The sequence below is a fragment of the Falsiroseomonas sp. genome, assembly GCF_030695085.1.
Lineage (GTDB): Bacteria > Pseudomonadota > Alphaproteobacteria > Acetobacterales > Acetobacteraceae > Falsiroseomonas.
The window spans coordinates 1-20784 of the sequence record NZ_JAUYTS010000204.1 but is presented as its reverse complement, the minus strand read 5'-3'; the positions used below and the strand labels follow the sequence as shown (position 1 = coordinate 20784).

The following is a 20784-nucleotide window of genomic DNA, read 5'->3' as shown; positions in this document are numbered from 1 at the left end:
CCGGCCGCCTGAGGATCGCGGGCCTGACGATTGAATGGCAACGAACCGCCGCGCCGCGCTTTGTGCATGGAAACCTCTCATGGAGATCTGCATGCGGCGTCTGGCGATGATCGGAGCGGCGGCGCTGGGTGCCTGCGGGCTGGCGTTGCCGGCCGCGGCGGAGCCCCCCGCGCGCGACCGAAGCTGGTTCGCCACCGTCTATCACGGCCAGTGGATGAAGCCGCGCGGCTTCATCGGCGGCGGCTTCGAGACGGAGAACAGCCACTTCACCTCCCTCGCCCTCAGCCGGGTGCTGGTGCCGGAACTGCGGCTGGACCTGCCGGTGGTCGGCCGGCTGCTGGATGGGGCCTCGATCGAGCTGGAAGGCCAGTTCGGCTGGCATACCGGCCTGCAGCGGCATGGCGAGGCGACGCTGGCCCTGGCCCTGCGGTCCCGGGAGATCACCCTCGTCGGGCCATGGCGGATGAATGTGGCGGTGGCGGAAGGGCTGTCCTACGCCCTGTCCCGCCCGACCTATGAGGGTCTGGTGAACAACGAGCAGCCGCGCAAATTCATGAACTACCTGGCCTTCGAGGCGGAGTTCAGCCACGCCGCCCTGCCGCAGCTGACCCTGGTGCCGCGCCTGCACCACCGCTCCGGCATCTTCGGTGTCATCGCCCCGCAGGGCAGCGGTTCGGATTTCTTCGGCCTCGGGCTGCGCCTCGCGCTGCAGTAACCGGTATCAGCCGGAGCGGCGCCGCATCATCCGGGCAGCCTCGCGCAGGTCCAGCCCGCGCAGGACCTGCGCGGCGCCGAAATAGCTCACCAGCCCCACCGCGATCAGCCCGGCCAGCGCCAGAAAGCGCGCCAGCGTGCCGGTCAGCGGAAACAGTGCCAGGTTCAGCGCCAGCAACACGCCGCCCATCACCAGCGCGGCGGCCAGCAGCCGCGGCACGCACCGGCGCAGGCGGCGATCCAGCACAAGCTGGCGGCGGCGGATCAGCAGCACACCCAGCACCGCCACATTCACCCAGGCCGCGATGGAGGTCGCCAGCGCGATTCCGACATGCGCCAGGAAGGGAATCAGCGCCAGGTTCAGCGCCAGGTTCAGCGCGACGATGCCCAGGCCCACCTTCACGGGCGTCGCCGTATCGCCGCGCGCGAAAAAGCCCGGGGTCAGCGCCTTCACCAGCACGAAGGCCGGCAGGCCGAAGGCGCCGGCCACCAGGGCTGCCGCCGTGGCATCCGTCGCGCGGCTGTCGAACAACCCGCGCTCGAACAGCGTGGCGATGATCGGCCAGGCGGTGACCGCGATGGCGACCGCCGCCGGCAAGGCGAGGGCCAGCGACAGTTCCAGCGCCCGGTTCTGGCTGCGATGCGCCGCCAGCCGCCGCCCGGTGCGAAGCTGTCGCGCCAGCAGCGGCAGCAGCGCGGTGCCGATCGCGGCGCCGATGACGCCAAGCGGCAATTGCGCCACCCGGTCCGCGTAATACAGGTAGCTGACCGCGCCCGCCGGCAGCAGGGAGGCCAGCACCACATCGATCGCGAGGTTGAGCTGCGTGACCCCCGCGCCGAACAGCCCCGGCACCATCCGCTTCAGCACCGCCCGCACATCCGGCGTCATGCGCGGCCGCGACAGCGGGTTGATCACCATCCCCGCCGCCCGCACCGCCACCAGCAGCAGCGCCAGCTGCGCGATGCCGGAGACCATGACACCCCAGGCCAGCGCATGCCCCGGTGTCGCGACATAGGGCGTCAGCCCCAGCAGGGCGGCCATGGCGATCACGTTGAACAGCACCGGCGCGGCGGCCGCGGCGGCAAACTGGTTCATGCCGTTCAGCACGCCGGAGACCAGCGCGGCCAGGCAGATAAACAGCAGATAGGGAAAGGTGATCCGCGTCAGCTCGATGGCGAGCGCCAGCCTTTCCCCTGAAAACCCCGGCGCCAGCACGAACAGCAATTGCGGCATGAACACGATGCCGAGAATCACCAGGAAGGCCAGCCAGATGGACATCAGCCCGGCCAGCGAATTGGCCAGGGCGCGCGCCTTCGCCGGGCCGTCCAGCGCGAAGCTGCCGGCGAAGGCGGGCACGAAGGCGGCGTTGAAGGCGCCCTCGCCGAACAGGCGGCGGAACAGGTTGGGCAGCTTCAACGCGATGAAGAAGGCATCCGCCACAGGCCCGGCGCCGAGGCGGGCGGCGATCAGCATATCCCGGACAAAGCCGAGGATGCGGCTCGCCATGGTCCAGCCGCCGACGGTGAAGACGCTGCGTAGCATTTCGCCTGTGTAGGCCGGAACCGGCCGCGCGGATATCAGGCGGTTGGCCGATAGCGCTGCCTTGGCGTGGCTGGTTAAGACAATTTTTGCGCGGCGCTGCGAAGATGTTTCATGACGCGCTGCAAACCTTCCGACAAGGCCAAGGCTCCCCTGCTGCCGGTGCTGCTGCTGGCGCTGGCGACAGCCGGTCTCGGCGTGGCCCAGGCCCAGCCGCGGGCCGGCCAGCCCCTGGCGCTGGTCTTCGGGCCTGGCGTGCCGGAAGGCGCCGCGCTGCTGCGCGTGCTGGCCGAACCGGGCTGGGACCCGATCTCAATCCGGCGGCTTGGCCCGCTTACCCTTGCGCTGGTCGCGCCCATCACGACGGCACCCACCACCACCTCCGGCATCTGGCTGGTGCTGCCGGCCTATGGCCGCGCGCCCTGCTCCGGCGCCGGCATCCCCCCCGATCGCCCTGGAAAATCAAGCTGATGAACCTGGATCACATTCGCCGCAGCAGTGGACGGGCCCTGCTGTGGCTGCTTGTCGGGCTGGCCGCCATCACCGCGCCGGTGGCCTGGCTCTCGGGCGGCGAAAACCTCGAGATCTGGGGCGGCGCCGGGCTTGCCACGCTGGCGGCGCTGGCCGCGCTCGGCGCCGGGCTGCGCGATGCCGCGGCGCCGGTGGCGCGGCAGATGATCGCGGTGGCGCTGATGGTGCAGATCTCCGTGCTGGTCTGGGTGGTGGCGCCCTGGCTGCGGACCGACCTGCACATGGCCTATTTCGCGGGCCTGGCCGTGCTGACCGGGTTGGTGGATCGCCGCGCGATCATCCTCGCCGCCCTCACCGTCGCCCTGCACCACACCGTGCTGAACGAACTGGCCCCGATGGCGGTGTTCGGCGGGGAGGGCACGCTGGGCCGAGTGGCGCTGCATGCCGGCATCCTGGTGGCGGAAGCCGCCGCGCTGCTGATGGTGCTGACCCATCTGGAACGCGCCGCCGCCGCCGCCACCGCCGCCCAGGCCGAGACCGAGGCCGCCCGGCAGCGGGAGGAGGCGGAACGCGCGCGCAAGGAGGCCGAGAAGGTCGCCGCTGCCCGCCAGGCACGGGACGGGCGGATCGCCCTGGCCGGGCAGGTGGAAGGCGAGATCGGCGGTTGCAGCAGCCAGCTCACCTTGGCCGCGCGCGACCTCGGCACGGCGGCGGATGGCCTGACCCAGGCCGCCCGCAGCGGCACGGAAGCGGCGCAGGCCGCGGCCTCGGCCACTACGGAAGCGGCGATGGACGTGCAGACCGTGGCCTCGGCGGCGGAGGAACTGGCCGCCTCGGTGCAGGAAGTGACGCGCCAGGTGGCCAGCGCCGCCGGCGTGGCCCGCGCGGCGGCGGAGCGCGCCCGCAACACGGACCGCATCGTCACCGGCCTGTCCGAGGGCGCCGGACGGATCCGGGAGGTGGTGCGCCTGATCGGCGCCATCGCCAGCCAGACCAATCTCCTTGCCCTGAACGCCACGATCGAGGCCGCCCGCGCCGGCGAGGCCGGCAAGGGCTTCGCCGTGGTGGCGGGCGAGGTGAAGGCGCTGGCCGCGCAGACCGCCCAGGCGACCGAGGAAATCGGCCGCCAGGCCGGCGGTATCGAAACCTCGACCGGGGAGGCGGTGGAGGCCATCCGCGGCATCGTGGAGGTGGTGGCCGAACTGGAGCATGTCTCCTCCGCGATGGCGGCGGCGGTCGAGGAACAGGGCAGCGCAACCCAGGAAATCGCCCGCACCGCGCAGCGCGTGGCGCAAAGCACGGAACGCGCCTCCGGCGCCGTCGGCCATGCGGAAACCGCCATCGGGGCCACCGCCAAGGCGGTGGAGCAGCTTGAATCGACGGCCCGCACGCTGGATTCCAGCGCCGATTCCCTGCGCACCTCGCTCCAGGTGACCGTTGCGGGGCTGCGGGCGGCCTGAACGGCCCCGGACGGCGCGGCCCGCACACCCCGGTTGGGGCTTCAAGTCCTTGCCGCGCCCCATCGGGGCGCTTAGGTGAAGGTCAGCACGCCGACCCCACTCCGCGAGTCAGAACACCCAATCCATGAGCGATACCCAGGACACGCCGACCCCGGCCGAAACCGCCGCGGCCGAAGCCCAGAACGGGGCACAGGCCAACGCCCAGCCCGGTAACGCCCAGCACGGCACGCAGCACGGCAGCGAAACCGCGACCCCGCCGACCGATGCCGAACGCATCGCGACGCTGGAAGCCGAACTCGGCCAGATGCGCGAGAAATGGCTGCGCGCGGAAGCGGAGATGCAGAACCTGCGCACCCGCACCAAGCGCGAGATCGAGGATTCCCGCCTCTACGCCGTGCAGAAATTCGCGCGCGACGTGGTGGAAACCGCCGAAAACCTGCGCCGCGGCCTGGATAGCCTGCCAGCCTCCGCCGAGGACGAACCGGAAATCCTCGGCAAGCTTCGCGGCGGCTTCGAAGGCGTGGAACGCGCCTTCGTCACCATGCTGGAACGCCACGGCATCGCCAGGCTGGACGCCCAGGGCCAACCATTCGACCCGGAACTGCACCAGGCGATGGCCGAACAACCGGCCCCCGAAGGCACCGAACCCGGCACCGTCATCCAGGCCTGGACCCCGGCCTGGACCCTGCACGGCCGGCTGCTGAAGCCAGCCATGGTGGTGGTGGCGGGGAAGTAGGCTGGGCGCTGTTGCGCTGGTTGTTCGCCAGGGGGCTTTGCCCCCCGGCACCCCCCACAAAGGGCTTTGGCCCTTTGAACCCATGCCTTGAGGAACAGGTTGGAGGAAGGGCCGGCGCGTGCGCCGGACGCACGGTTCCGCATGCCCCTCCTCCAACCTGTTCCTGAAATTGTGTCCAGAGGGCATGCCCTCTGGTGGGGAGCGCGAGGGGCAACGGCCCTCGTGAATCGCCGCGCTACTTCGCCAGCTTCCGCCGCCGCCGTCGCATCCGGATCCAGACCAGGCCGGCGACCACGGGGACCAGGGCGGCCAGGATGATGTCGAGGCGCAGCGGTCCCCAGGGCAGGGGTTTCAGCGCGTAGCCGGCCAGGGACAGCACGTAGTAGCTGATGCCGGCGACCGAGAGACCCTCCACGGTTTCCTGCAGGCGAAGCTGGGCGCGGCCGGTCTCGGCCATGGCGGCGAGCAGCTTCTGGGTCTGCGCTTCCTGGGCCACGGCGACGCGGGCGCGCAAAAGGTCCACGGCGCGGCCGCAGCGGACGGAGAGTGCCGATATGCGGGCGCCGGTGGCCTGGATGGTGGCGAGTGCCGGGTCCAGCCGACGTTCCAGGTATTCGGTGAGGGTGGGCAGGCCGTGCAGCCGTTCCTCCCGCAGCACCTGGAGGCGGCGGCCGACCAGTGCGTGGTAGGCGTTGGCGGCGGAGAAGCGGTCCGCCGTGGCGTTGGCGATCTGTTCGATGCCGGTGGCGAGTTCCGAGAGTTCCTCCAGTGCCGCACGTTCCGCTTCCAGCTCGGCCAGGCCGGTCAGGCGTTCGGACAGGGTGGCGAGGCGGTCCGAGGCGCGGGCCAGCTCGCCGGAGGCGGCGCGAGCGGGGGGCAGGGCCAGCAAGGCGAATAGCCGGTAGGTCTCGATCTCCCACAGCGCCTGGGCCAGGCGGCCGGCGAGCGCCGGGGTCAGGCCGTGGTCCTGCAGCAGGATACGGGTGAAGCCATCGGGGCCGAGGCGGAAATCGGTCCAGGCGGTGGCGGCGGCGCCGGACAGGCTGGCGCCGGCCAGGCCATCGGGCGCGAAGCAGCCGGGGGGCGGGGCCTCATCCTCCCCGGCGGTGGGCAGGACGGCGATATGGGCGGCGACCAAAGTGCGGCCGGGCAGGGCGGCCAGCCAATCGGTCGGCACCGCGGCGATGGCGGTGAAGGCGAACGGGTCTTCCGGGTGGTCGGACAGGCCGGGGCGCAGGAAGGTCCAGCCATCGAATTCGGTATGGCGTTCGTAGCGCACGCGAAAGGCGCCGAAATCCGCCATGACGAAGTCCGAGCCCGGCGCTGGCGGCGTCACGCCATAGCGGCGGCAGAGCGCGGCCAGATGCGCCACTCCCGCGCCGCGGTCGCCACCGGATTCGCCGGACAGTGCCAGGCGGCTGATCGCCACCGGCGTCTGCAAAGGCAGCGGCGGGCGGGCGTGGAGTTCGCCCGTCAGCACGTCGCGCTGCGGGTGGGGGGGGAGGTGCTGGATCATCTGACCGGCGCAGCTTACCGGTGCGGCGCCGCCACGAATACGGGAATCGCGAGTCTTTCCAAGGCCAGGGCCGGCCGCGGGTCTTGTCCACCCTGCCCTGCCTGAATACATGACGGTCACACGGTAGGCCGGGGCGTCCCCCGGCCTGGCCGCATATTACCCAACCCGCATCCGTCACGGATCAGGGGATGGGCACGGTGCCGAAGGGTTGAACCCATGGGCCGTACCCGTCCGCCGCACAGGAGAGACACTCGGATGAGCAAGGTCATCGGCATCGACCTCGGCACCACCAATTCCTGCGTCGCCATCATGGAAGGCAAGGACGTCAGGGTCATTGAGAATGCGGAGGGTGCGCGTACCACCCCCTCCATGGTTGCCTTCGCGAAGAATGGCGAGCGGCTGGTCGGCCAGTCCGCCAAGCGCCAGGCGGTCACCAACCCGACCAACACGCTGTATGCCGTGAAGCGCCTGATCGGCCGTCGCTTCGACGACCCGATGGTGAACAAGGACAAGGGCCTGGTGCCCTATTCGATCGTGCGCGCCGCCAATGGCGACGCCTGGGTCGAGGCCGACGGCAAGGCCTATGCGCCGCAGCAGATCAGCGCCGACATCCTGACCAAGATGAAGGAGACCGCCGAGGCCTATCTCGGCGAGAAGGTCACGCAGGCGGTCATCACCGTCCCGGCCTACTTCAACGACGCCCAGCGCCAGTCCACCAAGGAAGCCGGCGCGATCGCGGGCCTCGAGGTGCTGCGCATCATCAATGAGCCGACGGCGGCCGCGCTCGCCTATGGCATGGACCAGAAGAAGGGCGGCACCATCGCGGTCTACGACCTCGGCGGCGGCACCTTCGACGTCTCGATCCTCGAGATCGGCGACGGCGTGTTCGAGGTGAAGTCCACCAATGGCGACACCTTCCTCGGCGGCGAGGATTTCGATGCCCGCGTCATCGATTACCTGGCCGATGAGTTCAAGAAGGAGCAGGGCATCGACCTGCGCGGCGACAAGCTCGCCTTGCAGCGCCTGAAGGAAGCCGCCGAGAAGGCGAAGATCGAGCTGTCGTCTTCCAAGCAGACCGAGGTGAACCTGCCCTTCATCACCGCCGACGCCTCCGGGCCGAAGCACCTGGTGATGCAGCTCAGCCGCGCGAAGCTGGAAGCGCTGGTCGACGACCTGATCACCAAGACGCTGGAGCCGTGCAAGCAGGCGCTGAAGGACGCGCAGGTTTCCGCCGGCGAGATCGACGAAGTGATCCTGGTGGGCGGCATGACCCGCATGCCCAAGGTCATCGAACTGGTGAAGCAGTTCTTCGGCAGGGAGCCCGCGCGCAACGTCAACCCGGATGAGGTGGTCGCCATCGGCGCCGCGATCCAGGGCGGCGTGCTGAAGGGCGACGTCAAGGACGTGCTGCTGCTGGACGTGACGCCGCTGAGCCTCGGCATCGAGACGCTGGGCGGGGTGTTCACCCGACTGATCGACCGCAACACGACGATCCCGACCAAGAAGAGCCAGGTCTTCTCGACGGCCGATGACAACCAGTCCGCGGTCACCATCAAGGTGTTCCAGGGCGAGCGCGAGATGGCGTCCGACAACAAGCTGCTCGGCCAGTTCGACCTGACCGGGCTGCCGCCGGCGCCGCGTGGCGTGCCGCAGGTGGAGGTGACCTTCGACATCGACGCCAACGGCATCGTCAGCGTCTCCGCCAAGGACAAGGCGACGGGCAAGGAGCAGCAGGTCCGCATCCAGGCCAAGTCCGGCCTGTCCGATGCCGACATCGAGCGGATGGTGCGTGACGCCGAGGCGAATGCCGAGGCCGACAAGCAGCGCCGCGCGGCGGTCGAGGCCCGCAACGGCCTGGATGCCCTGGTGCATTCCACCGAGAAGACGATCCGCGAAAACGGCGACAAGGTCCCGGCCGGCGAGAAGGCCGAGGTCGAGGCCGCCATCGCCGCCGCGCGCACCGCGATGGAAGGCCAGGATGTCGAGGCCATCAACAAGGCCAACGAGACCCTGTCCCAGGCCGCGATGAAGATGGGCGAGGCGCTGTACAAGGCGCAGGCCGCCCAGGCCGAGCAGGCGGGCGGTCCGACCGATGGCAGCCCGGGCGGCAACCCGGACGACAAGGTGGTGGACGCCGAGTTCGAGGAAGTCGACCCGACCAAGAAGAAGCCCTCCTGATACCGGGCTTTTTCCAGCTCTGACCGAGCGGCGCGCCCGGCTTCGCAAGAAGCCGGGCGTTGCCATGTTGACCACGCCGCCCCGCGAGGACCCACGGGACCATGGCCAAGCGCGACTATTACGAAGTCCTGGGCGTCGCCCGGGATGCGAGCGAGGAGGACCTGAAAAGGGCCTACCGCAAGCTCGCCATGCAGCATCACCCGGACCGCAACCGGGGCGACACCAGTTCCGAGGCGAAGTTCAAGGAAGCCAATGAGGCGTATGACGTTCTCAAGGACGCCGAGAAGCGCGCCGCCTATGACCGCTTCGGCCATGCCGCCTTCGAACAGGGCGGTGGCGGCGGCGGCGGCGGCGCGGGCATGGGTGGCAACCCCTTCGCCGGCGGCTTCGAGGATATCTTCGAGGAGATGTTCGGCGGCCTCGGCCGGGGGCGCGGTGGCGGCCGGGCCGCGGCCGGGCGCGGCAATGATCTGCGCCACCAGGTGGAAGTCACGCTGGAGGAAGCCTTCAGCGGCAGCAAGAAAACCATCCGCGTGCCGTCCTCCGTGGTGTGCGAGGCCTGCAAGGGCACCGGCAGCGAAGGCCCGGCGGCGCAATCCGCCAGCACCTGCCCGACCTGCAACGGCGCCGGCAAGGTGCGGGCGCAGCAGGGCTTCTTCCTGATCGAGCGCACCTGCCCGACCTGCTCCGGCTCCGGCCGCATCATCAAGAACCCCTGCAAGGTCTGCGCCGGCCAGGGCCGCGTGCAGCGCGACCGCACCCTGGCCGTGACCATCCCGGCGGGCGTCGAGGACGGCACCCGCATCCGCCTGTCCGGCGAAGGGGAGGCCGGGCTGCGCGGGGCGCCGGCGGGCGATCTGTATGTCGATGTGGCGGTGAAGCAGCACGCCATCTTCCAGCGCGACGGCGCCAATATCTTCGTGCGTGTGCCGCTGCGGATGACGCAGGCGGCGCTCGGCGGGGGGGTCGAGGTGCCGGTGATCGATGGCGGGCGGGCGCGGGTGACGATCCCGGCCGGCACCCAGACCGGCGACCAGTTCCGCCTGCGCGGCAAGGGCTTCTCGGTACTGCGCTCCGCCGCGCGGGGGGACATGTATGTGCAGGTGGCGGTGGAAACCCCGCAGAACCTGTCGAAGCGGCAGCAGGAACTGCTGGCTGAGTTCGAGGCCGAATGCGAGAAGACCGGCCGCAGCAACCCGGAGACGGAGGGCTTCTTCGCCAAGGTGAAGGAGTTCTGGGACGGGCTGGGCCGCTGAGGGCCGGCTTCAGCCCAGCCTGAAGCAACGCGCGGCGTTTACCTCCCGGCACCGGCGTGGCGCAGCGCCATCGCCGCGGTCGCGCGGGCGATGGCGGCCGCACGGGGCAGATCGATGCTGTGCGGCCAGCGGTCATCGGGCGCGTGAAACCACGGGTTGCGTCCGATCAGCGACAGATAGCGACCGCCACGCGCCTCAATCTCATGCGCTTCGCCATTGGCCTTGCCCCCGGTCACCGCCTCGATCGCGTCGTGGGGATAGCCTTCACGCACCAGCAATTCGGCCATGGCCTCGGCCAGCTTCGGCACATTGCTCCGTACCGTCAGATGCCCGTCCCGCGCCGCGCCTAGATTCGCGCCAAGGTGCAGAACCAGCGCGGAGGCGCTGGCCAAGGCGGGGTCAGCCGTGAAGGCGGCATGCGCCCCGAAATGCCCCAATTCATGTCCACAGGTGGCGAGCCCCACCACCATTCGGTCGCGGGGCGCCGCAGCCAGGGCACGCAGCGCGGTCAGCCAGGCCAGGATTCCGCCGCCCCTTTCCGCCGTGCTGGTCCACCAGGACGTGCGCGGCGTCAGCAGGACCAGGGGAGGCCCGGCCCCTGGAAGGTCTGCCCTGACACTGTGCGAGATGCCAGGCTCGTGCCGCCCTTCCACCCGCAACACGCCGCCCACACCGGCCGCGGCCAGCACACCCAGCGCCGCGGCATCATGCCCGGCCACCTGCAGCACCGGCGGCCCAAAGGGCGCCGCGTGGTCATGTGCGTTCAGCGGCGCGAGCCCATCGCCAAGGGTGCGGAGGGCGATGACGATGCCGGCATGGCGGCTTTCCGCGCGGGCCCGGGCGAAGGCGTTGCCCGGGAGGCTGGCCGCCGAGGGGTGGAACTCCGCCACCCCGATTTCCGCATCGGAACCCAGCGGGCCGAGACGGCCCGCAATGCCTCCGGCGGCCGTCAACCCGCCGTCGAACAGAGGCAGTCCTTCGAATCGACGCCCTTCCGCATCAAGGCAGGCGGTCGATGGGATCAGGCGCTGGAAGGCAACCGGCAACAGCGTGGCGGTGGCCCCGGCTGCCTCTGCGGCTTCGCGCAGCCAAGTGGCCGCGGCGGCATCGCCTTCGCTGCCGCTGCGCCGTTCGCCCAGCCCGTCATAGGCCGGGAAGAAGGTCTCGGGCGTCATTCGACCTTGGCACCCGAGAGCTCGATCAGGCGGGTGAGGCGCGCATGCTCTTCCGGCCATTGGGCGGCATATTGCCCGGGGTTGTCGGAGAGGCTGACTTCGCCGCCGTCGCGGGTGAGCATGTCCTGCAAGGCTGCATCGTTCGACACCACACGGTGGACCACCGCATGCAGCCGGCTGATCGCCTCCGCCGGTATGCCGGCCGCGCCGACGATGGAGGCGACGGAGGTGACCACCGGCCCGCCGGACAGCGTTTCAGCCAGCGTCGGCACCTCCGGCATCATCGACATCCGCCGGGCGCCACCCGTCAGCAGGATTCGCACCAGGCCCGCCTGCGCCCGCGGCACGGCGATGTTGCTGATGGCGAAGGCGAAATCCACCTCCCCCTGCTCGACCGCCAGGGCGGCCTGGTTGGCGCCACGATAGGGCACATGGACGCCCTTCGCCTCGATCAGTCGCAGCATGGCCGCGGCCGCCATATGGGCCGGGGTCCCGACGCCACCCGAGCCGTAGCGAAGCCCATGCTCACTGGCCTTGGCCGCCGCCAGCAGCGCCGAGATATCGGCCCAGGGGGCCGCGGTCTTGACGCACAGAACGGCGGGCTGCTCAGCGACCACGATGACGGGCGCGAAGGCGGTCGCCCAATCAAAGCCCGGGTTGGGCTGCATCACGGCCGCGGTGATGGCGGTGCCGCCGCCCCACAGATAGGTGTAACCGTCGTTGGGCGCGCGGAGCACGGACTGCACCGCGATCAGCCCGCCTGCCCCCGCGCGGTTCTCGATCACCACCTGCTGCCCGAGCATCTCGCTGGCCTTGCTCATCACCAGTCGCGCCACGGTGTCGGAGGATGAGCCGGGCGCAAAAGGAATGACAAGCCGCACCGGCCTGTCGGGCCATCTGGCCTGCGCCCGCACGCCGGGAGCAGCCAGAATTGCCGCCCCGCCCAAAGTTGAGCAGAGAAGATTACGGCGGTACATGGCGTTTCCTCTTGCTTTCTTTGATTTCAGAGTGTCGCGCGGCAGAGACCGGGTCAATCGTGGATTTCTTCTGATCTGGTTTGCCAGCACCCGCATCGCCTCCGCATTTGGCGCGCCGCGGGAAACCCTTTGCGTGTCGCCACGTTGGTTGCATGTCATCGCATCCCCCCTGCGATGGCACTGGCAGGCGGTGGCGCGGAACCAAGGTCCCACCCGCGTCGCCGCCCGCCCCCCCCGGCCATGCTTCCGCGCTTCGCTTGACCCTGCCACCCCTGGCGGGCAGCCTTGAGTGCATCGCCAAAAGGGGCCCGCACATGATCCGCATTGGCATCGCCGGCATTGCCGGCCGCATGGGCGTGCTGCTGGCCGAGGAGGTGCGTCGCGCTGGTGCCACGCTGGCCGGCGGCACCACCCGCCCCGGCAACCGCCCACCCGCCGAGGCCACCGGGCCGTTGCTGCCCGATGCGGCGGCGCTGTTCGCCGCCAGCGATGTGGTCATCGATTTCACCCATGCCGAGGAAGCCGTGCCGCATGCCATCCTGGCCGCGCGCCATGGCGTGCCGCTGGTGCTCGGCTCCTCCGGCCTCTCGGCGGAACAGACGCGGGAGGTGGCGGAGGCCGCGGCGCAGGTGCCGGTGGTGCATGCCGCGAATTTCGCCCCGGGGGTGAACCTGGTGCTGGCCCTGGCCGAGAAGCTCGCCGCCGCCCTGCCCGCCGAGGGCTACGATGCCGAGATCGTCGAGATGCACCACCGGCAGAAGGTGGATGCGCCCTCCGGCACCGCCATCGCCCTCGGCCGTGCCGTGGCGGCCGGGCGGGGCATGACTCTGGAACAGGCCGGGATGGAAAGCGGGCGGAATGGCCATACCGGCGCACGCGCCACCGGCAGCATCGGCTTCGCCGCGCTCCGCGGCGGCCAGGTGGTGGGGGAACACACGCTGATCTTCGCCGCGGCGACGGAACACATCGCGCTGACGCATCGCAGCTTCGACCGGCGGTCCTATGCCGTGGGCGCGGTGCGCGCGGCGCAATGGATCATCGGCCGCAAGCCGGGGCTGTATTCCATGATGGATGTGCTGGGCATGCGATGAGCCTGCCGGGCTGGGATGCGGAGGCGCTGATCGCTGCGACCGGCGGCGTTGCCTGGCACCTGGCGCCGCGGGCCGCGCTGCCCATGCTGCGGCGGCACGGCCTGCTTTCGGCGGCAGCCCTCGTGGCGCTGTTCGAGGTACCGGAGCCGGAGGCGACCCGCCTGCTGGAGTGCAATCGCGACCGTTTCACCACGCTGCGCCACCGCCTGCATGGGGAGGTGGAACTGCGGCGCCAACAGATGTGGGACAGCAAGCTGGGGCCGGCGCTGGAGGGCAGCGGCACCACGCCGGCGCAATGGCGGCGCCACATCAATGGCCATGTCTTCTTCTGGCTGGACCCCGCCCGCGTGGCAGGGCTGCGCGCGGCGGACCCCAAGCGGCCGCAGGTGGAATTGCGGGTCGATCTGCGGCGACTGCTGGAACGGCATGGGGCCGCGGCGCGGCTTACGCCGATCAACACCGGGGCGGTACGGCACCCGCGGCATCGCCGCAGCCTGGCCGATTGGCACCGCCTCGGCGCCTATGCCGACCCGCGTGGCCGCCGGCCGGTGGAGCTGGCCATCCCCGGCGGGGTGCCCGGGCTGGCGGAATTGTTCATCGATTCCCAGCCACAACCCTGACGTGTGGGCTGTGTATCAATTGCGGCCCACCCGCCTTGACCCCGCCACATCGCACTGCAATACGCCGCTGTCCCGGGTCCACCGGGCTGTCTAGCCAGGCCGGGGCGAACCGGCCCTCCCGCGACAAGAGGCCGAATCACGCCATGCGCGACAAGGGCGAATACCTTTTCACGTCCGAGAGCGTTTCCGAAGGCCACCCGGACAAGGTGGCGGATCGCATCTCGGATACCGTGCTCGACGCCTACCTCTCGGCCGACCCCTATGCCCGCGTGGCTTGCGAGACTCTCGTGACCACCAACCGGGTGGTGCTGGCCGGCGAAACCCGTGGCCCGGGCAGTGTCACGCCTGAGTTGCTCATGCACCTGACGCGCATGGCGATCCGCGACATCGGCTATGAGCAGGAAGGCTTCCACTGGCAGAACGCCAGCATCGAATGCCACCTGCACGCCCAGTCCGCGCATATCGCACAGGGCGTGGACGCGGCCGGCAACAAGGATGAAGGCGCCGGCGACCAGGGCATCATGTTCGGCTACGCCTGCAGCGAGACGCCGGAACTGATGCCGGCGCCGCTGTACTACGCCCACCTGATCCTGCGCCGCATCGCCGAGATGCGCCGCGCCGGGGATCTGGCCGTGGCCGGGCTGCTGCCGGATGCGAAGTCCCAGGTGACGCTGAAGTATGTCGATGGCAAGCCGGTGGGCGCGACCAGCATCGTGGTCTCGACCCAGCACGAGGAACGCCTCGACCAGGCCGAGATCAAGCGGATGATCCGCCCGATCATCGAGAGCAGCCTGCCGAAGGGCTGGATGTGCCCGGAGAACGAGCTGTATGTGAACCCGACCGGCACCTTCGTCATCGGCGGCCCCGATGGCGACTGCGGCCTGACCGGGCGCAAGATCATCGTCGATACCTATGGCGGCGCGGCGCCGCATGGCGGCGGCGCGTTCTCCGGCAAGGACCCGACCAAGGTCGACCGTTCCGCCGCCTATGCCGCGCGCTATGTGGCGAAGAACGTCGTCGCCTCCGGCATTGCCGAGAAGTGCACGATCCAGGTGAGCTACGCGATCGGCGTCTCCAAGCCGCTGTCGGTGTATTTCGACCTGCACGGCACCGGCAAGGATGTGGACGAGGCGAAGCTAGCCAAGGTGATGGACGGGCTGATGAACCTGTCCCCGCGCGGCATCCGCGAACACCTGCACCTGAACCGCCCGATCTATGCGGTGACCAGCGCCTACGGCCATTTCGGCCGCACGCCGGACCCGGAGAAGGGCACCTTCACCTGGGAAAAGACGGACTTGGCGGATGAGATCCGCCGCGCCTTCAACCGCTGAACCTTACCCGGCCCGCGCTTCGGCGCGGACCGGTCCTGCCTGATTGGGCGGCGGGCGCAGGCCCGTCGCCCCTTTTTCGTTTCGAGGCGCTTCATGACCGCAGACCGTCCGCCACTGGCCGAGGGCGTGCCGGACCGGCTCTATGGCCGCCAGCGCGGCCATAAGCTGCGGCCGCGCCAGCAATTGCTGCTGGACGCCACCCTGCCGCGGCTGCGGCTGATGCCGGAGCAGGCCGCCGACCCGCTGGCCGCCTTCGGCATGCCCGGCGCGAGGCTGTGGCTCGAAGTCGGCTTCGGGGGCGGCGAACATGCGCTGGAACAGCACCGCGCCCATCCCGATGTGGCCTATATCGCCTCCGAAGTGTTCGAGAACGGGTTGTGTTCCCTGCTGACCCGGCTGGTGCCGGATGGCGGGGAGGCGACGGCGCCGCTGCCGCAAAGCCTGAAGCTGTGGCCGCAGGATGCCCGGCACCTGCTGGGCCTGCTGCCGGAGGGCGCGCTGGACCGGCTGATGCTGATGTTCCCCGACCCCTGGCCGAAATCCCGCCATTCCAAGCGCCGCTTCGTGCATCCCGAAATGCTGCCCATGGTCGCCCGCGTGCTGCGCCCGGGCGGTGAATGGCGCATCGCCAGCGACGATCCGACCTACCAGGCCTGGGTCGCGGAGGTGTTCGCCGACCAGGCGCTTTTCACCCTGGCCGCCCGCCACACCACCCGCCCCGAAGGCACACCCGGCACGCGGTATGAGGCCAAGGCGGTGCGCGCGGGGCGGCAGCCGGTCTGGTGGGTCTTCACCCGGCGCTGATCGGCCGGATCAACCCTTCACGCGGCTATTTGGCGGCGCCGGCGCAGCAGCAGGCCGAGGCCCATCATGCCGGTCCCGAACAGCGCAAGCGAGGCCGGCTCCGGCACCGCCACGGCCCGCCTGGCGACGGTCAGATGCGCGACATCCTCGGAGAACTTGCCGGCGGGCAGGTCGAAGGGCGGGTTGAAGAAGGGGGTGGTCCAGACGCCTTCCGAAAACAGTTCGTTCAGCAGGAAGGCAGTCAGATTGGTGCCGGGGCCATCCTTGAAGACGATGATGTAGTCGAACAGCGTGAAATTCACATTGCTGACGGACCAGGTGCCGAACTGGCCGGTGCTGGCGGCATCCGCCAGCAGGGTCTGGCCGTTATCCTGCCAATCGGTGAGGCCGAAGAAGCCCGCCGCGTTGATGTTGACGATGTTCGCGACATTGGCGGGATCGGCCGGGGTCAGATACTGGCAGGCGCTGGCCGCGGATTGCGTGCCGGCGAGGTTCTCCACCTGCGCGCCGAAGTCCGAGGTGTACATCGGCGGGCAATCCACCAGGCCCGCCGCCGCGGGTTTCGTCGCCAGTAGGGTGGCGCTGAGCGCCGCCGCCAGGAAATACAGACCAGTACCGCGCCGCTTCGTCATCAAGGCCTCCACTCGCTCTGATGTGATTGCAGACCAAGGCTCCGCGGTCCTGGCCAAAGCAAACGCAGTGCCACTGTTACGGATCAACAACTTGAATGGGCGCGGACGTATTGCGCCGGCAGCGGCGTCAGTTCCGCCGACACATCGACGCCGGCCCGTCATCACGGCGGCAACCGATGACGTCGCGCAAAGCCGGATGCCGCGGCGCTTGCAGCAGCCGATGATCGGACATATAGTAGTGATGCGAGATCGCTTTCCGACCTGTCCGGGAGGTGGCCCCTAACCGGGCCGCCTTTTTTGTTGGCCGCTTCCCGGCCCCGGGCTCGTCGGCCTGGAAGGCATCAATGGACGACGACCAACCCCATCACGAGGGCCTCGAGGCCCGTATCGCCACGGCGATCCTGCCCACGCTGGTCCAGCTTGGCTACGAGCTGGTGCGCGTGCAGGTCAGCGGCAAGGAACGGCCGGTGGTGCAGATCATGGCCGACCGGGCCGATGAAGCGACCTTCCGTGTGGAGGATTGCGAGATCATCAGCCACGCCGTCGGCGCCGTGCTCGATGTGGAGGACCCGATCCGCAGCGAATGGTCGCTCGAGGTCTCCTCCGCCGGCATCGACCGGCCCCTGACCCGCGTGAAGGACTGGAACCGCTACGCCGGCCAGCTCGCCAGCGTGGATCTGCAGGTGCCGCAGGACAACCGGCGGCGGCTGCGCGGCATCGCGCTCGGCGCCGATGCGCAGGAAGTCCGCCTCCGGCTGGAGGATGGCACGGAGCTGGTGGTGCCGCGCGGCAACATCCGCCGCGCCAAGCTGGTGCTGACCGATGCGCTGATCGAGCACAGCGCGGCGCTGGCCGCCGTCGCCGATGCCCGCCGTGCGGCGCTTGAGCCGCCGGCCGGAGAAGGCGATGCGGCGCTTGAGCCGCCGGCCGGAGAAGACGATGCGGCGCTCGAGCCGCCGGTTGCCGAAGACGAATCCGCTGAAGCGCCGGAGGTGGAGGAGGAAGCCCCTCCCGCCCCCCGTCGCCGCTCAACCCCGAAGAGGAACTGACGCCATGGCGATGGATGTCGCGATCGCGCGCCCGGAACTGCTGCTGGTGGCGGATGCCGTCGCCCGCGAGAAGATGATCGAGCGCGACGAGGTGCTCGAGGCGATGGAGCAGGCCATTCAGAAGGCCGGCCGCGCCAAGTATGGCCATGAGAAGGACATCCGCGCCGTCATCGACCGCAAGTCGGGTGAGGTGAAGCTCTCGCGCTGGACCGAAGTGGTGGATGCCGAGCCGGTGGAGAATGAGGCGACGCAGCTTTCGCTGCGCATCGCGCAGAAGATCAAGCCGGGCATCAAGACCGGCGAGTTCATCATCGACCCGCTGCCGCCAATCGATTTCGGCCGCATCGCCGCCCAGACCGCCAAGCAGGTGATCGTGCAGCGCGTGCGCGAGGTTGAGCGCAACAAGCAGTACCTGGAATACAAGGATCGCGTCGGCGAGGTCATCAACGGCGTCGTCAAGCGCACCGAATATGGGAACCTGATGGTCGAGCTCGGCAAGGCCGAGGCCCTGCTGCGCCGCGACGAGACCATCCCGCGCGAGGCGTTCCGCAATGGCGACCGGGTGCGCGCCTATATCTACGACGTGCGCGAGGAACCGCGCGGCCCGCAGATCTTCCTGTCGCGCACGCATCCGGGCTTCCTGGCCAAGCTGTTCGCGCAGGAAGTGCCGGAAATCTACGATGGCATCATCGAGATCAAGGCGGTGGCGCGCGACCCGGGGTCGCGGGCCAAGATGGCAGTGATCTCGCGCGACAGCTCCATCGACCCGGTCGGTGCCTGCGTCGGCATGCGCGGCTCGCGCGTGCAGGCGGTGGTGCAGGAACTGCAGGGCGAGAAGATCGACATCATTCCGTGGTCGCCCGACCAGGCCACCTTCATCGTCAACGCCCTGGCGCCTGCCGAGGTCACCAAGGTGGTGCTGGACGATGATGCGCGGCGCGTCGAGGTGGTGGTGCCGGATGACCAGCTTTCGCTGGCGATCGGGCGTCGCGGCCAGAATGTGCGTCTTGCATCTCAGCTCACGCGTTACGATGTGGACATCCTGACGGAAGCCGAGGAATCGGAACGCCGCCAGGAAGACTTCCGTAAGCGCAGCGGGTTGTTTGTCGAGGGGCTGGACGTCGATGACGTCATTGCCGGGCTGCTGGTGACCGAAGGGTTCGGCTCCATTGAAGACATCATCAACGTCGATGACGAGGAACTCGCCGAGATCGAGGGCTTCGATGAGAATGTGGCGGCGGAGCTGAAGCGCCGCGCCCAGGCCTTCCTCGACAAGCGCGAAAGCGAAATGGACGACAAGCGCCGCGAGATGGGCGTGGAGGATGCGGTGGCCGAGGTTGGCGGCTTCTCCCCCGCCATGCTGGTGGCGCTCGGCGAGAAGGGCGTGAAGTCGCTGGAGGATCTGGCGGATCTGGCCGGCGATGAGCTGGTCGAGATCCTCGGCACGGATGCGGTGGATGAGGAGACGGCGAATGCCGTGATCCTCGCCGCAAGGCAATCCGCCGGCTGGTTCGGCGACGAGGATGTGGTGGGCGCGCTGGCCGCGCAGAATGGCGAATATGACGACGCCGAGGGCGAGGAAGCGGGGGCTGAGGATTCTGAAGTCACGGAAGGCGACGCCACAGGGGAAATCCCGGAAGGCTGGACCGAAGACGCAGCAACCGAAGACCTCGGCGAAGCGGCACCGGAGGGGGAACCCGATGGGGAACAAGACGACGCAGCCAGGACCTGACCTGACGCCGGCCCCCACGCCGGAGCCTTTGCCGCAGGTCGTGGCGACCGAGGTGGATGACGCGGAGGAGCCGGAGACCGGCCCGCTGCGCCGTTGCCTGGTGACGCGTGAGCGGTTGCCGAAGGAAGCGATGCTGCGCTTCGTGCTGTCGCCGGACCGCGAACTGGTCCCCGACCTGAACGCAAGGCTGCCCGGCCGGGGAATGTGGTTGAGCGCCCGGGCCGATGTGTTAGAACGTGCCGCAACCCGCGGGGCCTTTGCCAAGGCCGCGCGTGGTCCGGTGCACGTCCTCCCCGACCTTCGCGCGCGGATCGAGACCGGCCTGCATGGGCGGGTCCGCGATCTTGTCGGCTTGGCACGGCGGGCCGGGCAGGCGGTGAGCGGATGGCAGGCAGCCCTGGAGTGGCTGCAGACGGGACGTGCTGCGTTGCTGGTCCAGGCTTCGGATGGCAGCGCGGCGGAACGGGCCCGGTTGGTTGGGCTCCGGCAGGTGCCAGCGGTAACCCCGCTGACCGGCGAGGAGCTTGGGGCGCTGTTCGGTCGTGACCGGGCGGTGCATGTTGCGGTGGCGCCGGGGAAACTGGCGCTGGCGATCGCGGCGGAAGCCGCACGGCTCGCGGGCGTCGCCGCCGCAGCCGATGGCAGGGGCAACGCGCCAAACGGGGGAGTTCCTCTGGCGCTGCCCTAGGCGGACCGCCCCCCGGCGGCGACCGGGGACCATCCGGCGGTGGCTGGAGGGGGTATGATCGCTGTGCTCCGCGGTTTCGGGGTGCGGTACCGACTTCACCCGCGCATGCGCGGAAGCACAGGGTGCCGCGTTCAACGCGCGGCTGGACATGACGGACGAAAGATCAGGTTCGGATCGGCGGATGAGCGACCAGAACGACCAGGATGCGGCCAAGGGCCGGCTCTCCTTGCGGCCGGGTGGGCGCTTGGAATTGGGCAAGACGGTGGATGCTGGCAGCGTGCGCCAGTCCTTCAGCCATGGCCGCAGCAAGGTGGTGCAGGTCGAGGTGCTGAAGAAGCGCGCCGCGACCCCCGGCACACCCGCGGCGCAGCCCAAGCCCGGCGTTGCCGGGCCGGCGGTTGGGCCACGCCCGGCCGGTGGGCCGCCGCGCGCGGCCGGCCCGGCCGGCAAGCCGCCCGCCGCGGCAGGCCGCCCGCTGACACAATCGGAACTCGCCACGCGCCAGCGCGTGCTCGAGGAACAGCGCCGCGCCGAAGCGCAGCGGCAGCGGGAGGAGCGTGAGCGCCAGGCGCTCCAGGTCCGCTCCGCCGCCGAGGAAGCCGCGCGCCGCGCTGAGGAAGACCGCCGCCGCGCCGAGGATGAGGAGCGCCTGGCCGCCGAGGAGGCGCGTCGCGCCGCCGAGGAAGCCCGTCGCGCCCCGCCGCCGGTGGTGGAGGAGCAGCCGGAGCCGCAGGCCGAGGCTGAGCCCGCACGTGCGGCCGAGGCCCCGGCACCGACGCAAACCCCGGCCCCGGTTCGCGCCGAGGCTCCGGTT

At 69.9% G+C, this 20784-nt stretch carries 19 protein-coding genes; 14 read left to right on the top strand and 5 right to left on the bottom strand.

Annotated elements, in window-relative coordinates; translation table 11 throughout:
- Window positions 1-91 precede the first annotated feature (91 nt).
- Window positions 92-715 (top strand): hypothetical protein, encoded by a 624-nt coding sequence (locus tag Q8S40_RS21445; RefSeq protein ID WP_305672028.1) that lies wholly within the window; start codon window positions 92-94, stop codon window positions 713-715.
- Between the two features lie 6 nt (window positions 716-721).
- On the opposite strand, the gene murJ is transcribed toward Q8S40_RS21445, so the two are convergent.
- Complete coding sequence (murJ, locus tag Q8S40_RS21440) at window positions 722-2257, bottom strand: murein biosynthesis integral membrane protein MurJ (RefSeq protein ID WP_305672027.1); 1536 nt, start codon at window positions 2255-2257, stop codon at window positions 722-724.
- A gap of 111 nt (window positions 2258-2368) precedes the next feature.
- Here murJ and Q8S40_RS21435 point away from each other — a divergent pair, with 111 nt between their 5' ends.
- The 3 genes from Q8S40_RS21435 to Q8S40_RS21425 all read left to right on the top strand — a co-directional run bounded on the left by Q8S40_RS21435 (window position 2369) and on the right by Q8S40_RS21425 (window position 4921).
- Complete coding sequence (locus Q8S40_RS21435) at window positions 2369-2725, top strand: hypothetical protein (protein WP_305672026.1); 357 nt, start codon at window positions 2369-2371, stop codon at window positions 2723-2725.
- A complete protein-coding gene (locus tag Q8S40_RS21430) occupies window positions 2725-4185 on the top strand; it encodes a methyl-accepting chemotaxis protein (protein ID WP_305672025.1) in 1461 nt (486 codons plus the stop codon). Before Q8S40_RS21435 ends, Q8S40_RS21430 begins: the two co-directional genes overlap by 1 nt.
- 124 nt (window positions 4186-4309) lie before the next feature.
- The gene (locus tag Q8S40_RS21425) at window positions 4310-4921 is read left to right on the top strand and encodes a nucleotide exchange factor GrpE (RefSeq protein WP_305672024.1); all 612 of its coding nucleotides are present in this window, start codon (window positions 4310-4312) and stop codon (window positions 4919-4921) included.
- A 235-nt stretch (window positions 4922-5156) separates the two neighbouring features.
- On the opposite strand, the gene Q8S40_RS21420 is transcribed toward Q8S40_RS21425, so the two are convergent.
- Window positions 5157-6437, bottom strand: coding sequence for a DUF3422 family protein (locus tag Q8S40_RS21420; RefSeq protein WP_305672023.1), 1281 nt, complete (start codon window positions 6435-6437; stop codon window positions 5157-5159).
- 216 nt (window positions 6438-6653) lie between these two features.
- On the opposite strand from Q8S40_RS21420, the gene dnaK reads away from it, so the two are divergent.
- Both dnaK and dnaJ read left to right on the top strand, forming a co-directional pair.
- A complete protein-coding gene (dnaK, locus tag Q8S40_RS21415) occupies window positions 6654-8615 on the top strand; it encodes a molecular chaperone DnaK (protein WP_305672022.1) in 1962 nt (653 codons plus the stop codon).
- A gap of 101 nt (window positions 8616-8716) precedes the next feature.
- Entirely contained in the window at window positions 8717-9871 is a 1155-nt protein-coding gene (gene dnaJ, locus Q8S40_RS21410) for a molecular chaperone DnaJ (RefSeq protein WP_304816153.1), read from the top strand.
- 38 nt (window positions 9872-9909) lie between these two features.
- Here dnaJ and Q8S40_RS21405 read toward each other — a convergent pair whose 3' ends face one another.
- Together Q8S40_RS21405 and Q8S40_RS21400 are read right to left on the bottom strand one after the other, a co-directional pair.
- Window positions 9910-11046, bottom strand: a complete 1137-nt coding sequence (locus Q8S40_RS21405) for a hypothetical protein (protein WP_305672021.1) — start codon at window positions 11044-11046, stop codon at window positions 9910-9912.
- Window positions 11043-12119 carry a tripartite tricarboxylate transporter substrate binding protein gene (locus Q8S40_RS21400; RefSeq protein WP_305672020.1) on the bottom strand — a complete coding sequence of 359 codons (1077 nt, stop codon included), beginning with the start codon at window positions 12117-12119 and terminating at the stop codon, window positions 11043-11045. The genes Q8S40_RS21405 and Q8S40_RS21400 overlap by 4 nt, the downstream gene beginning before the upstream one ends.
- 221 nt (window positions 12120-12340) lie before the next feature.
- Here Q8S40_RS21400 and dapB point away from each other — a divergent pair, with 221 nt between their 5' ends.
- The 4 genes from dapB (at window position 12341) to Q8S40_RS21380 (ending at window position 15869) form a co-directional block, all read left to right on the top strand.
- On the top strand, window positions 12341-13114 hold the full coding sequence (gene dapB, locus Q8S40_RS21395; protein ID WP_305672044.1) for a 4-hydroxy-tetrahydrodipicolinate reductase: 774 nt from the start codon (window positions 12341-12343) through the stop codon (window positions 13112-13114).
- Window positions 13111-13734: a DUF7002 family protein gene (locus tag Q8S40_RS21390; protein ID WP_305672019.1), complete on the top strand. Its 624-nt coding sequence runs from the start codon at window positions 13111-13113 to the stop codon at window positions 13732-13734. The genes dapB and Q8S40_RS21390 overlap by 4 nt, the downstream gene beginning before the upstream one ends.
- 143 nt (window positions 13735-13877) lie before the next feature.
- Complete coding sequence (metK, locus tag Q8S40_RS21385) at window positions 13878-15065, top strand: methionine adenosyltransferase (protein WP_305672018.1); 1188 nt, start codon at window positions 13878-13880, stop codon at window positions 15063-15065.
- A gap of 93 nt (window positions 15066-15158) precedes the next feature.
- Window positions 15159-15869: a tRNA (guanosine(46)-N(7))-methyltransferase TrmB gene (locus Q8S40_RS21380; RefSeq protein WP_305672017.1), complete on the top strand. Its 711-nt coding sequence runs from the start codon at window positions 15159-15161 to the stop codon at window positions 15867-15869.
- Window positions 15870-15886: 17 nt separating this feature from the next.
- Here Q8S40_RS21380 and Q8S40_RS21375 read toward each other — a convergent pair whose 3' ends face one another.
- Window positions 15887-16501, bottom strand: coding sequence for a PEP-CTERM sorting domain-containing protein (locus Q8S40_RS21375; protein ID WP_305672016.1), 615 nt, complete (start codon window positions 16499-16501; stop codon window positions 15887-15889).
- Between the two features lie 344 nt (window positions 16502-16845).
- Here Q8S40_RS21375 and rimP point away from each other — a divergent pair, with 344 nt between their 5' ends.
- From rimP to Q8S40_RS21355, 4 genes are all read left to right on the top strand, one after another.
- Window positions 16846-17550, top strand: coding sequence for a ribosome maturation factor RimP (gene rimP, locus Q8S40_RS21370; RefSeq protein WP_304816162.1), 705 nt, complete (start codon window positions 16846-16848; stop codon window positions 17548-17550).
- A 10-nt stretch (window positions 17551-17560) separates the two neighbouring features.
- Window positions 17561-19282, top strand: coding sequence for a transcription termination factor NusA (nusA, locus tag Q8S40_RS21365; protein ID WP_305672043.1), 1722 nt, complete (start codon window positions 17561-17563; stop codon window positions 19280-19282).
- Between the two features lie 40 nt (window positions 19283-19322).
- Window positions 19323-19970 (top strand): RNA-binding protein, encoded by a 648-nt coding sequence (locus Q8S40_RS21360; protein WP_304816164.1) that lies wholly within the window; start codon window positions 19323-19325, stop codon window positions 19968-19970.
- Between the two features lie 181 nt (window positions 19971-20151).
- Window positions 20152-20784 (top strand): translation initiation factor IF-2 associated domain-containing protein (locus Q8S40_RS21355; RefSeq protein ID WP_305672015.1); only part of this gene is annotated, 633 nt, incomplete at its 3' end.

Coding starts and splice junctions, on each gene's coding strand:
- Q8S40_RS21445 (WP_305672028.1), top strand. CDS start 92: ATGCGGCGTCTGGCGATGATCGGAGCGGCGGCGCTGGGTGCCTGCGGG.
- murJ (WP_305672027.1), bottom strand. CDS start 2,257: ATGCTACGCAGCGTCTTCACCGTCGGCGGCTGGACCATGGCGAGCCGC.
- Q8S40_RS21435 (WP_305672026.1), top strand. CDS start 2,369: ATGACGCGCTGCAAACCTTCCGACAAGGCCAAGGCTCCCCTGCTGCCG.
- Q8S40_RS21430 (WP_305672025.1), top strand. CDS start 2,725: ATGAACCTGGATCACATTCGCCGCAGCAGTGGACGGGCCCTGCTGTGG.
- Q8S40_RS21425 (WP_305672024.1), top strand. CDS start 4,310: ATGAGCGATACCCAGGACACGCCGACCCCGGCCGAAACCGCCGCGGCC.
- Q8S40_RS21420 (WP_305672023.1), bottom strand. CDS start 6,437: ATGATCCAGCACCTCCCCCCCCACCCGCAGCGCGACGTGCTGACGGGC.
- dnaK (WP_305672022.1), top strand. CDS start 6,654: ATGGGCCGTACCCGTCCGCCGCACAGGAGAGACACTCGGATGAGCAAG.
- dnaJ (WP_304816153.1), top strand. CDS start 8,717: ATGGCCAAGCGCGACTATTACGAAGTCCTGGGCGTCGCCCGGGATGCG.
- Q8S40_RS21405 (WP_305672021.1), bottom strand. CDS start 11,046: ATGACGCCCGAGACCTTCTTCCCGGCCTATGACGGGCTGGGCGAACGG.
- Q8S40_RS21400 (WP_305672020.1), bottom strand. CDS start 12,119: ATGCGGGTGCTGGCAAACCAGATCAGAAGAAATCCACGATTGACCCGG.
- Q8S40_RS21390 (WP_305672019.1), top strand. CDS start 13,111: ATGAGCCTGCCGGGCTGGGATGCGGAGGCGCTGATCGCTGCGACCGGC.
- metK (WP_305672018.1), top strand. CDS start 13,878: ATGCGCGACAAGGGCGAATACCTTTTCACGTCCGAGAGCGTTTCCGAA.
- Q8S40_RS21380 (WP_305672017.1), top strand. CDS start 15,159: ATGACCGCAGACCGTCCGCCACTGGCCGAGGGCGTGCCGGACCGGCTC.
- Q8S40_RS21375 (WP_305672016.1), bottom strand. CDS start 16,501: ATGACGAAGCGGCGCGGTACTGGTCTGTATTTCCTGGCGGCGGCGCTC.
- rimP (WP_304816162.1), top strand. CDS start 16,846: ATGGACGACGACCAACCCCATCACGAGGGCCTCGAGGCCCGTATCGCC.
- nusA (WP_305672043.1), top strand. CDS start 17,561: ATGGATGTCGCGATCGCGCGCCCGGAACTGCTGCTGGTGGCGGATGCC.